12 protein-coding genes are annotated in these 11,900 nt (G+C 68.5%); 7 read left to right on the plus strand and 5 right to left on the minus strand.

Features of this window, described 5'->3' with window-relative positions:
• Positions 1–82 precede the first annotated feature (82 nt).
• From asd to EBL85_RS01090, 5 genes are all read right to left on the minus strand, one after another.
• Positions 83–1,207 carry an aspartate-semialdehyde dehydrogenase gene (gene asd / locus EBL85_RS01070; RefSeq protein ID WP_123141906.1) on the minus strand — a complete coding sequence of 375 codons (1,125 nt, stop codon included), beginning with the start codon at positions 1,205–1,207 and terminating at the stop codon, positions 83–85.
• A 99-nt stretch (positions 1,208–1,306) separates the two neighbouring features.
• Positions 1,307–2,386: a 3-isopropylmalate dehydrogenase gene (gene leuB / locus EBL85_RS01075; RefSeq protein ID WP_123141908.1), complete on the minus strand. Its 1,080-nt coding sequence runs from the start codon at positions 2,384–2,386 to the stop codon at positions 1,307–1,309.
• A gap of 85 nt (positions 2,387–2,471) precedes the next feature.
• Positions 2,472–3,110 carry a 3-isopropylmalate dehydratase small subunit gene (leuD, locus tag EBL85_RS01080; RefSeq protein ID WP_005224567.1) on the minus strand — a complete coding sequence of 213 codons (639 nt, stop codon included), beginning with the start codon at positions 3,108–3,110 and terminating at the stop codon, positions 2,472–2,474.
• Complete coding sequence (gene leuC, locus EBL85_RS01085; RefSeq protein ID WP_123141546.1) at positions 3,110–4,513, minus strand: 3-isopropylmalate dehydratase large subunit; 1,404 nt, start codon at positions 4,511–4,513, stop codon at positions 3,110–3,112. The genes leuD and leuC overlap by 1 nt, the downstream gene beginning before the upstream one ends.
• Positions 4,514–4,582: 69 nt before the next feature.
• The gene (locus EBL85_RS01090; RefSeq protein WP_123141910.1) at positions 4,583–5,512 is read right to left on the minus strand and encodes a metallophosphoesterase; all 930 of its coding nucleotides are present in this window, start codon (positions 5,510–5,512) and stop codon (positions 4,583–4,585) included.
• An 89-nt stretch (positions 5,513–5,601) separates the two neighbouring features.
• Here EBL85_RS01090 and EBL85_RS01095 point away from each other — a divergent pair, with 89 nt between their 5' ends.
• From EBL85_RS01095 to EBL85_RS01125, 7 genes are all read left to right on the plus strand, one after another.
• Positions 5,602–6,591 (plus strand): serine/threonine protein kinase, encoded by a 990-nt coding sequence (locus tag EBL85_RS01095; RefSeq protein WP_123141548.1) that lies wholly within the window; start codon positions 5,602–5,604, stop codon positions 6,589–6,591.
• Positions 6,579–7,013, plus strand: coding sequence for a YchJ family protein (locus tag EBL85_RS01100; RefSeq protein WP_123141912.1), 435 nt, complete (start codon positions 6,579–6,581; stop codon positions 7,011–7,013). The genes EBL85_RS01095 and EBL85_RS01100 overlap by 13 nt, the downstream gene beginning before the upstream one ends.
• Before the next feature lie 60 nt (positions 7,014–7,073).
• Entirely contained in the window at positions 7,074–7,379 is a 306-nt protein-coding gene (locus tag EBL85_RS01105; protein ID WP_123141913.1) for a DUF4342 domain-containing protein, read from the plus strand.
• A gap of 72 nt (positions 7,380–7,451) precedes the next feature.
• Entirely contained in the window at positions 7,452–7,631 is a 180-nt protein-coding gene (locus EBL85_RS01110; protein ID WP_123141915.1) for a hypothetical protein, read from the plus strand.
• A 126-nt stretch (positions 7,632–7,757) separates the two neighbouring features.
• Positions 7,758–8,981, plus strand: a complete 1,224-nt coding sequence (locus EBL85_RS01115) for an HD-GYP domain-containing protein (RefSeq protein ID WP_123141551.1) — start codon at positions 7,758–7,760, stop codon at positions 8,979–8,981.
• A gap of 49 nt (positions 8,982–9,030) precedes the next feature.
• Positions 9,031–10,251: an HD-GYP domain-containing protein gene (locus EBL85_RS01120; RefSeq protein ID WP_123141552.1), complete on the plus strand. Its 1,221-nt coding sequence runs from the start codon at positions 9,031–9,033 to the stop codon at positions 10,249–10,251.
• 26 nt (positions 10,252–10,277) lie between these two features.
• Complete coding sequence (locus EBL85_RS01125) at positions 10,278–11,696, plus strand: DUF4139 domain-containing protein (RefSeq protein WP_123141917.1); 1,419 nt, start codon at positions 10,278–10,280, stop codon at positions 11,694–11,696.
• Positions 11,697–11,900: the final 204 nt, after the last annotated feature.

The raw sequence follows: 11,900 nt of genomic DNA on the forward strand, positions 1-11,900 counted from the left end.
CGAGCGACTCCCGACGGGCCGAACGAAATGACTCCCGACTATATCCGATCGGTCGACGCGCACCAAGCAAACATCCTTGATTTCAGGCACCCTGCGCGAGCAGGATCGTGAGCATCCGCCGCAGCGGCTCGGCCGCGCCCCACAGCAGCTGATCGCCGACGGTGAAGGCCGAGAGATAGCGTGGACCGAGGTTCATCTTGCGCAGCCGCCCCACCGGCACCTCGAGCGTCCCGGTGACCGCCGCCGGCGAGAGTTCGCGCATGGTGCGCTCGCGCTCGTTGGGGATCACCCGCGCCCAGGGATTGGCCGCGGCGATCAGGCGCTCGATCTCGTCGAGTTCGAGATCACGCGAGAGCTTGATGGTCAGCGCCTGACTGTGACAGCGCATCGCGCCGATACGCACGCAGATCCCGTCGATCGGCAGCGGCGCGGCGGGGTCGATGCCGAGGATCTTGTTGGTCTCGGCCTGGCCCTTCCACTCCTCGCGGCTCTGACCGTTGTCGAGCTGGGTGTCGATCCAGGGGATCAGGCTGCCGGCGAGCGGTACCCCGAAACTCTCGGTCGGGAAGGCCGAGTCCCGCATCGCCGCGGTCACGCCGCGGTCGATCTCGAGGATCGCCGAGCCGGGATCGGCCAGCTGCGGCGCGACCGACTCGTGCAGCGCGTCCATCTGCGCCAGCAGCTCGCGCATGTTGCGTGCACCGGCGCCCGAGGCGGCCTGATAGGTCATGGCGCTGACCCACTCCACCGCGCCGGCGCGGAACAGCCCGCCGATGGCCATCAGCATCAGACTGACGGTGCAGTTGCCGCCGACGAAGTCACGCCGACCGGCGGCGAGCGCCGCGTCGATGACCTCGCGATTGACCGGGTCGAGGACGATGGTCGACTCCGGCGCCATGCGCAGCGCCGAGGCGGCGTCGATCCAGTAGCCGTCCCAGCCGCGCGCACGCAGCTGCGGGTGGACGCGCTTGGTGTAGTCGCCGCCCTGACAGCTGAGGATGACGTCCATCTCCGCCAGCGCGTCGAGCGAATCGGCGTCGCGCAGCGGTTGGGCGCCCCGCCCCACATCGGGACCGGGCTGCCCGGCCTGCGAGGTGGAGAAGAACACCGGCTCGGTGATGTGCGCGAAGTCCCCCTCGGCACGCATCCGCTCCATCAACACGGAGCCCACCATGCCTCGCCAGCCGACGAAACCAACCCGTTGCATTGTTCTCACCCCACAGTCATCTGATCTGGATTCGCCCGCCGGGGCGGCGCGTCGGCATACCGACGCGTTCCGTCCCGACCGGCGTTCGGCGCGATCGGCTCAGGCGCGCAGCGCCGCGACCACCGCATCGCCCATCTCGGCGGTGCCGACCTGGCGCATGCCCTCGGACATGATGTCGCCGGTGCGCAGGCCCTGATCGAGCACCTTGGAGACCGCCGCCTCGATGCGATCGGCCGCCTCGCCCGCGTCGAGCGAGTAGCGCAGCATCATCGCCACCGAGAGGATGGTGGCCAGCGGGTTGGCGATGCCGCGACCGGCGATATCGGGGGCCGAGCCGTGGATCGGCTCGTACATGCCCTGGCCCTCGGCGTTGAGCGAGGCCGAGGGCAGCATGCCGATCGAGCCGGTGAGCATGGCCGCGCAGTCGGAGAGGATGTCGCCGAACATGTTGGTGGTGACCATCACGTCGAACTGCTTGGGCGCGCGCACCAGCTGCATCGAGGCGTTGTCGACATACATGTGCGAGAGTTCGATCTCGGGGTAGTCGGCGGCGGTCTCGATCGCCACCTCGCGCCACATCTCGGTGACCTCGAGCACGTTGGCCTTGTCGACCGAGCACACCCGCTTGCCGCGCTTCATGGCGATGTCGTAGGCAACGCGGCAGATGCGCTCGACCTCGGACTCCTTGTAGCAGAGGGTGTTGTAGCCGTAGCGCTCGCCCGACTCCAGGGTCTCGACGCCGCGCGGCTCACCGAAGTAGATACCGCCGGTCAGCTCGCGCACGATCATGATGTCGAGCCCGGAGACCACCTCGGACTTGAGGGTGGAGGCGTCGGCCAGCTGCGGGTAGAGGAAGGCCGGGCGCAGGTTGGCAAACAGCCCCAGGCCGGCGCGCAGCCCGAGCAGACCGCGCTCGGGACGCTTGGAGAAATGCAGCGGCTCCCACTTCGGCCCACCCACGGCGCCGAGCAGCACCGCATCGGAGGCCTTGGCCGCCTCCAGGGTGGCCGCCGGCAGCGGATCGCCGCAGTCGTCATAGGCCGCACCGCCGACCAGGGCCTCTTCCATGGTCACGTCGATCGCGCCCTCGGCCTGCAGCGCGTCGAGCACCTTGATCGCCTCGGCGACGATCTCGGGACCGATACCGTCACCGGCGAGAACCAGAATCTTCTTGCTCAAGGGATTTCTCCGAATACTTGGACGATGGCCGCCCGAACGGCGGCCGTCAGGACCCGCCCGCGCCGGGGTGGCGCGGGCGACCGGGTCAGATGAACAGCCAGGGCGCCTCGGCGCGACGGCGCTCCTCGTAGGCGCGGATGGTGTCGACCTCCTGCAGGGTGAGGCCGATGTCGTCGAGCCCCTCGATCAGCCGGTGCTTGTTGCCGGCGTCGATGTCGAAGGCGATGCGGGTGGCGTCATCGAGGATCAGCGTCTGGCCGGGCAGGTCGACGGTGATGCGCAGTGCCTCGGGACCGGTCGCCTTGCCGAACAGGGCGTCGATCACCGGGGCCGGCAGCACGATCGGCAGGATGCCGTTCTTGAAACAGTTGTTGAAGAAGATATCGGCGAAGCTCGGTGCCAGGATCACCCGCAAGCCGAAGTCGGCCAGTGCCCAGGGGGCGTGCTCGCGCGAGGAGCCGCAACCGAAGTTCTCGCGCGCGAGCAGGATCTCGGCGCTGGCGTAACGATCGTCGTTGAGCACGAACTCGGGGTTGAGCGGACGGTTGCTGCAGTCCATCCCCGGCTCGCCGTGGTCGAGATAGCGCAGCTCGTCGAACAGATAAGGACCGAAGCCGGTGCGCTGGATGCTCTTGAGGAACTGCTTGGGGATGATCGCGTCGGTGTCGATGTTGGCCCGATCGAGCGGCGCCACCACGCCGGTGAAGTTCTTGAACGCTTCCATCACAGCTCCCTCACGTCGACAAAGTGCCCGGTCACCGCGGCGGCGGCGGCCATGGCGGGACTCACCAGGTGGGTGCGACCACCCTGCCCCTGACGGCCCTCGAAGTTACGGTTGGAGGTCGAGGCGCAACGCTCGCCCGGCTCCAGACGGTCGGCGTTCATCGCCAGACACATCGAGCAGCCCGGCTCGCGCCACTCGAACCCGGCCTCGGCGAAGACCTTGTCGAGCCCCTCGGCCTCGGCCTGCTCTTTCACCAGACCCGAGCCCGGCACCACCATCGCCAGCTTGATGCCGGGGGCGACCTTGCGGCCCTTGGCGATCTCGGCGGCGGCGCGCAGATCCTCGATGCGCGAGTTGGTGCAGGAGCCGATGAAGACCTTGTCGGGACGGATGTCGGTAATCGCCATCCCCGCCTCGAGCCCCATGTACTCGAGCGCGCGACGGATGCTGGCAGCCTTGACCGCGTCGGCCTCGGCGGCCGGATCCGGCACCCGGCCGTTGATGTCGAGCACCATCTCGGGCGAGGTGCCCCAGGTGACCTGCGGCGCGATGCTGGCGGCGTCGATCTCCACGACCTCGTCGAACGCGGCGCCCGGATCGGTGACCAGGGTGCGCCAGTGCGCGGCGGCACGCTCGAACAGCTCACCCTCGGGGGCCAGCGGACGCCCGCGCATGAACTCCACGGTCTTCTCGTCGACGCCGATCAGCCCGGCGCGCGCCCCGGCCTCGATGGCCATGTTGCAGACCGTCATGCGCCCTTCCATGGTCAGCGCCTCGATCGCCTCGCCGGCGAACTCGATGACATAGCCGGTGCCGCCGGCGGTGCCGATCTTGCCGATCACTGCAAGCACGATGTCCTTGGCGGTGACGCCCTCGCCGAGCTGGCCGTCGACGCGGATCAGCATCGACTTCGACTTGCGCTGGATCAGACACTGGGTGGCCATCACGTGCTCGACCTCGGAGGTGCCGATGCCGAAGGCCAGGGCGCCGAAGGCGCCGTGGGTGGCGGTGTGGGAGTCACCGCAGACCACGGTCGAACCCGGCAGGGTGAAGCCCTGCTCGGGACCGATCACGTGCACCACGCCCTGGCGCTGGTCGGACATCGGGAACTCGCGGATGCCGAACTCGGCGCAGTTGGCGTCGAGGGTCTCGACCTGCAGTCGCGAGACCGGGTCGGCGATGCCCTGGGCACGGCCACTGGTGGGCACGTTGTGATCCGGCACCGCGAGGTTCGCGGTGGTACGCCACGGCTGGCGCCCGGCCAGACGCAGCCCCTCGAAGGCCTGGGGCGAAGTGACCTCGTGGATCAGCTGACGATCGATATAGAGCAGTGCCGTGCCGGTCTCGTCGACGCGCACGACGTGCTCATCCCAGAGTTTGTCGTAGAGGGTCCTGGCGCCCATAGACTCTGTCCTCGGTGCGAACGGTGCGAAAAAGGGAATCCCCTAGAGTAGTCCGCTGAGGGGTAAAACTCAATTCTCACCATCGAGATCACGCCCTTGCGCCCACACCGGCTCGACCTGGAAGGGTTCGTCGGCGATCGGATCGATGGTGATCCAGACCCCACCGATCGAGGGCGACCCCGGCACCTCGACACGTACCAGCCGGTCGCCCGCCCCACCCTGCAGCGGTCGATCGTGACGCAGCCGGTGGGTGTCGCCGTGCAGCGCCAGCACCGGCCCGGGAAAGCGCGCCAGGGTCTCGGCGAGGGCCTCGCGCACCCAGCCCAGCGCGCGCGGGGCGCGACGGCGCTCGAACAGCGGATCGACATGGAAGACCACCACCAGCGCATCGAGTCCCGCCACCCGGGCCGCGTCGGCCGCCTCGCGCAGCAACGCGCGATTGGCCGCGCGCCGCGCCGCCGACTCGGCCTGTGCACGCGGCTCGGCCCGGCGCGCGCCATCGTGACTGCCGACCACGTGCAACACGACGAACATCACCCGACGATGAACGAAGCGGTAGAGTTCGGGATAGTCGGGCGTTGCGGCCCGGGCGCCGAGCTGCCCGAGCCGCAGCACGGCGGGGTCTTCAAAGAAGAGCGCGCGCACCCGCGCGAGCCGCTGCAACGGATCGTGGCCGCCGGCCAGCAGACGATGGCAATCGGTCCATTCGTTGTCGCCCGGGGTGTAGACCACCGGCACCGGCTGTGCCGCGAACAACCCGGCGATCCCCGCCAGCTGGGCGTCGGTGCACGGCTGCGAGCCGCTCTTGATGTCACCGACATGGATCAGAAAGGGGCTGCCCTCGGCAGCGGCATGCGTGAACAGCGCCCGCAACCCGGCCAGCTCGGACCCGCCGTAGGGGAGATCACCGACGGCGAACACCCGCCAGGGCGCGGCACCCGCGGCGAGCGGCAGCCACAGCGCCAGCAGGGTACAGAGCAGTGTCGTACGCATCTTCATCAGGACTCCTCGGGCATGGAACGGCGCAGCAGCGGCTGGATCTCCGATCGTGCTCCCCGGGCGGGCGGCGATCCGCGTAGAATCGTGCCATGGATACAACCGATCCCACACCCTATGCCGACCTCGGCCCCGACCGCATCCTCGATGCCATCGAGTCGGTCGACCTGGTCCCCGACGGGCGCATGCTCGCGCTCAACAGCTACGAGAACCGCGTCTACCAGATCGGTCTCGACGAGACCACGCCGGTGGTGGTCAAGTTCTATCGCCCCGGTCGCTGGAGCGATGCGGCGATCGCCGAGGAACACGACTTCGCCACCGAGCTGGCAGAGCGCGAAATCCCGGCGATCGCGCCGCTGCGTATCAAGGGGGAGACGCTGCACCACTTCGCCGGACACCGCTTCTCGGTCAGCCCGAGACGCGGCGGGCGCGACCCCGAGCTCGACGACCCCGAGGTGCTGGAGTGGGTCGGGCGCTTCATCGGCCGCATCCACGCCGTCGGCGCCACCCGCCCCTTCGCGCACCGCCCGCGACTCGACATCGACGCCTTCGGCACCGGCCCGCGCGTGTTGCTGCTCGATCAAGAGTGGATCCCCGCCGAGCTGCGCGAGACCTACACCGAGGTGAGCGCCAGCGCGCTCGCGGCGGTCGCCGAGTGCTACGCGCGCGCCGGACGGGTACGCGAGATCCGGCTGCACGGCGACTGCCATCGCGGCAACCTGCTGTGGACCGACGCCGGACCGCACTTCGTCGACTTCGACGACGCGCGCAGCGGCCCGGCGGTACAGGATCTGTGGATGCTGCTCTCGGGCAGCCGGGCCGAGCAGAGCCGACAGCTCGCCGACGTGCTCGCCGGCTACGAGGACTTCTGCGATTTCGACGTGCGCGAGCTGCACCTGGTCGAGGCGCTGCGCACCCTGCGCCTGATCCACCACGCCGCCTGGCTGGCGCGGCGCTGGCAGGACCCGGCCTTTCCCGCCGCCTTCCCCTGGTTCGCCACCACGCACTACTGGGAACAGCACATCGCCCAGCTGCGCGAGCAGCTCCTCGCCATGGAGGCCGGACCACTATGGCCCGCCTGAACACGCCAAGCCCCGTGGTGAAGACGAGCGCCTGCCCCTGCGGCAGCGGCAAGGCGCTCACGGAGTGCTGCGGGCCTTATCTGGCCGGGGAGGCGCGGCCCGAGAGCGCCGAGCGGCTGATGCGCTCGCGCTACACCGCCTTCACCCTGGAGGCGTACGATTATCTGCGCGCCACCTGGCACCCCGAACACTGCCCGAGTGATCTCGGCCCCGACGATCCGCCACCGCGTTGGCTCGGACTGCGCATCCTCGCCAGCAGCGCCGGCGGCCCCGACGACGACCAGGGCACGGTCGAGTTCGTCGCCCGCTACAAGATCGGCGGTCGCGCACACCGGCTGCACGAGCGCAGCCGCTTCATCCGGCTCGAGGGACACTGGGTCTATGTCGACGGAACCTTTCCCGCGACACGCACGACGAACTGAAACACCGCCGGGCATCGCCCGGCCCCGATCATCCAAGCCAGAAACACCGAGGAATCAGACATGAGAGACGATCACCGACGACCGACCCGCGAAGAATTCACGGTCGCCGGCGGCGCGCTGGTCGACAAGATCAAGGAACTGGTGCGCCAGGGCAACGTCAGACGGCTGATCGTGCGCCGCCCCAGCGGCCAGATCCTCACCGACGTCCCGCTCAATGCCGGACTCGGCGTCGCCGCGGCGCTCACCCTGATCGCCCCGGTGCTCACCGCGCTCGGTGCCATCGCCGCGCTGCTCGCACAGTTCCGCATCGAGATCGAGCGCGACCCGGGCCAGCCGCGCGGCCCCTACCCCGACGACCCTCGCTAGTCACCTCGCCGCGGCGGCACCGGCCGCGACCGCGGCCGATCATCTGTATCAACGAGAAACCGGAGGTTCACGATGAAGCAGATCAAGCAGACCGAGGACTATGTGATCTACCAGAAGCGCACCGGGCGCTATGCCGTGCGCGACCCACGCGAGAAGCGCTGGATCAACGGCGAGGCCAAGGAGACGATCCTGCGCACCGAGCAGCTCATCCCCGCAGCCGGCGCAACACGCCAGACGGAGCGCGCCGACTGACCGCGCCGCGCGCCCCGGGGCGGGACTGCCCGGGGCGCGCGTTTGATCGTATGATGTCCGTCGAACCAGCGAGCAGCAAGATCTCGACGCGCTCGTACCGGCACGACGGACAATCAGCAAGACGGCATGATTAAAAAGATCCGTATCGATCAGCTTCGCCCGGGGATGCACATCCATGATCTCAACTTCGGCTGGACCGATCACCCCTATGTGCGCAACGACTTCCTGATCGAGGACGAACAGTCCCTGGCGCAGGTGCGCAGCCTCGGCATCCGCGAACTCTACATCGACACCGACAAGGGGCTCGATGTCGCCAGCGCACCGAGCCGCCTGGAGGTCGAGGCGGCGCTCGAACGCGAAATGGTCGAGGTCGCCGACAACTCCCCGGACCCCCATCAGCCAACCACCCTCGAGGACGAGCAGGAGCAGGCCCGCAAGGTCCACCGCGAGGCCAACCAGCTGATTCGCGAGCTGATGGAGGACGTACGCCTGGGTCGTCAGATCGACGTCGAGCGCACCGACCCGGTGATCAGTCGCATGGTCGGCTCGATCTTCCGCAACCGCGACGCGCTGCTCGGGCTGACGCGGATCCGCCGCATGGACCGCTACACCTTCGAGCACTCGGTCAACGTCGCCGTGCTGATGACCTCCTTCGCCACCACGATGAAGCTCTCCCCCGAGCTGGTCCACCAGATCGGCGTCGGTGCCCTGCTCCACGACATCGGCAAGACCCTCACCCCCCCCGAGGTGCTCAACAAGCCCGGACGACTGAACGCCGCCGAGGTCGAGATCATACGCGGTCACGTCGTCGACAGCCGCGACATCCTCGCCCGCGCCCCCGGCATTCCACCAGTGGCCCTGGCCGTCGCCGCCGAGCATCATGAGCGCATCGACGGCAACGGCTACCCCGACGGCAAGATCGGCGACCAGATCAGCAGATACGGACGCATGGCGGCGATCGTCGACGTCTACGACGCCATCACCTCCGATCGCGTCTATCACAAGGGCATGGACCCTCACCGGGCGCTACGCAAACTGCTCGAGTGGAGCAGTCATCATCTCGATGCCGGGCTGGTGCAACACTTCATCCGCTGCGTCGGCATCTACCCGGTCGGCACCCTGGTCCGACTCAAGAGCCAGCGCCTCGCGGTGGTGGTCGGTACCGGGCGCAGCGGCGTGCGCCACCCCAAGGTACGTCTGGTGCTCGATATCCAGCGCCGCCGTTATCTTCCACCCGACGAGCTGGACCTGTCCGATCCCGCGATCGAGGCCGAGGAGTCGATCCTCAGCGCCGAGCCGCCCGAACGCTGGGGCATCCGCCCGGAGGACCTGCTGCAGCCCCTGCCATGAACGCTGGCATGCAGTCCGACCTCGCGACGAACAATGGAGACTGTCCACGGTGATCAAGAAGATCGCGATCGACCAGCTGCGCCCCGGCATGCACGTCCATGACCTCAACTTCGGCTGGTCCGACCACCCGCTCGCGCGCAGCGACTTCCTCCTTGAGGATGCGCGCGCGCTGGCGCAGATCCGCAGCCTCGGCATCCGTGAACTCTACATCGACACCGACAAGGGCCTCGACATCGCCGACGCCCGCACCCAGAACGAGGTCGAGCAGGACCTCGAGCAGGAAATGACCCAGGTTGCACTCGCCCAACCGCCCGAGCAACCGCCGACTCCGCTGGCTACCGAACTCAGACGCGCCCGCCCGCTCCAGCGTCAGGCCCTCGAGCTGATCCGTCGCGCCATGGAGCAGACCGGACGGGGCCAACCACCCGAGCTGCCGCCGCTGACCGAGTTGATCGAAGCGTTGATGGACTCGCTCGAGCGCAATCGCGACGCCCTGCTCGGTCTGACCCGGGTCCGACGCATCGGGCGCTACACCCTAGAGCACTCGTTCAACGCCGCAGTCCTCACCATCGCCTTCGCCCGCACCCTCGGACTCGAACGCGCCCATACCGCCGAGATCGCGCTCGGCGCCCTGCTCCACGACATCGGCAAGAGCCTGATCCCGGAGGGGATCGTCAACAAACCAGGCGCACTCACCGATGACGAGCTCGCCCTGGTGCACGCTCATGTGCTGCACGCCCACGAGCTGTTGCGCACCCTCCCCGGCATGCCCGAGGCCGCGCTGAGGCTGATCGCCGAGCACCACGAACGCCTGGACGGCTCGGGCTATCCACGCGGACGGCGCGGACTGGAGATCTCGCGCCAGGGGCGGATGGCGGCGATCATCGATGTCTATGACGCGATCACCGCCGACCGGGTCTACCAGACCGGCCTTGAGCCACACCTGGCGCTGCGCAAGCTGCTCGAGTGGAGCCGTTTCCACTTCGACGCCGACCTGGTCCAGCGCTTCATCCGCTGTCTCGGGATCTATCCGGTCGGCAGCCTGGTGCGACTCGACAGCGGCCTGCTCGGCGTGGTGGTGGGCGGCGGGCGCAAGGGACCCTTGCAGCCCGTGGTTCGGGTGTTCATGAACGCCAACCAGCGCCGCAGCGTGGCGCTGTACGATCTCGATCTCTCCGCCCCCGGGATCGGCGACCGGATCAGCGGTATCGAGTCGCCCGCCCACTGGCGCATGCGCCCCGAGGTGGTCCTGCTCCACACGCTCGGCTAACCCGCCCGTCCACAGGAGACCGCACCATGCCCAACCGCCAGCACCCATTCGCCCGGATCCCGCTCGCGCTCGCCCTCGGCGGCGCGCTCCAGGCCGGCGCCGCCGATGAGTTGCGACTCGACGACAGCGCCCGCGAGGGGCTCGGGGTGACCATCTACAACGAGGACCTGGCGCTGGTACGCGACCGGCGCCGGGTCGAGCTTGCAGCGGGCGAAAACCGCATCGCCTGGCGCAACGTCTCGGCCGAGATCCGCCCGGAGACGGCCCTGCTCTCCGCACCCGAGGGCGGCGGCACACTGCGACTGCTGGAACAGAACTTCGACTACGATCTGCTCACCCCCGAGAGCCTGCTGCAGAAGTACGTCGGACGCGAGATCGAGGTGGTGCGCACCGACGCCGAGGGCGAGCGTACCCGTGAACGTGCCCGGGTGCTGGCGGCCAACGGTGGCGTGGTGCTGCGCTACGACGATCGTATCGAGACCGAGGTGGTCGGCCACTTGATCTATCCCGACGTCCCCACCGACCTGCGCGATCAGCCGACCTTGGTGCTGCATCTCGAGACCGAGGCGGCGGGCGGGCGCGCGCTCGAACTCTCCTATCTCAGCGGCGGGCTGTCCTGGCGGGCCGACTATGTCGCCGAGCTCGACCCCGAGCACAACGGTCGCATGACCCTCAACGCCTGGGTCACGCTCGACAATCGTAGCGGCGTGGCCTATCGCGACGCCCGTCTCCAGCTCGTCGCCGGCGAACTCAACCAGGTGCGCGAGCGCGTCAGCGCGATAAAGTCCATACGCTTCGGGGTAAACATGGCCGAGGATGCCATGCCCGCACGCGAACAGCTCGACGCCTATCATCTCTACACCCTGCCCCGGCGCACCGATCTGCTCAACAACCAGACCAAGCAGGTCGCGCTGTTCGCCGCCGAGGCGATCCCGATCGAGCGCCTGCTGGTGGTGAACGGACGACAGCTCGGCGCCCGCAACGGCGACGGCTGGAGTCGCCTGCCGGTGCGTACCACCCTGAGCTTCGTCAACGACGCAGCGGGACCGGACATGCCGCTGCCGCGCGGGGTCATCCGAGTCTATGCGCAAGACAGCGACGGACAGGCCCAGTTCGTCGGCGAGGACGCCATCGACCACACGCCCACTGATCAGCGTGTCACCCTGACCCTCGGCGAGAGCTTCGACGTCACCGCCCGGCGCCGCCAGACCGACCTCGAACGGATCGGCGACGACACCGTCGAACTCGGCTTCGAGCTTGAGCTGGCCAACGCCCGGGACACGGCGACGACGGTCGAGGTGCGCGAGCGCATCTCCGGCGACTGGCGCATGCTCGACGAGAGCGCCGACCACACCAAGGCCGCCGCCGACCTCGCGGTGTGGCGTTTGGAGGTGCCCGCCGAGGGACGCACCACCCTGACCTGGCGAGTCCGCATCGAGCGCTGAGACAGACCAGCACCCAAGGCAGACGTTGGGTTGCCGAAAACGGCAACCCAACCTACGAAGGCTCGGCGATCAGCGATCAGAAGATTGAACCGCCAAGATACCGTCTTTCCCGTCAAGCCGCGGAAGCGTAATCGGGCTGGTAGGGACGACGGTTCTTGAACACACCGAAGCAGATGTGGGCGAGTTTCCGCATGGCGGCGCCGA

It is taken from the genome of Marichromatium sp. AB32, assembly GCF_003718675.1.
Taxonomy (GTDB): domain Bacteria; phylum Pseudomonadota; class Gammaproteobacteria; order Chromatiales; family Chromatiaceae; genus Marichromatium; species Marichromatium gracile.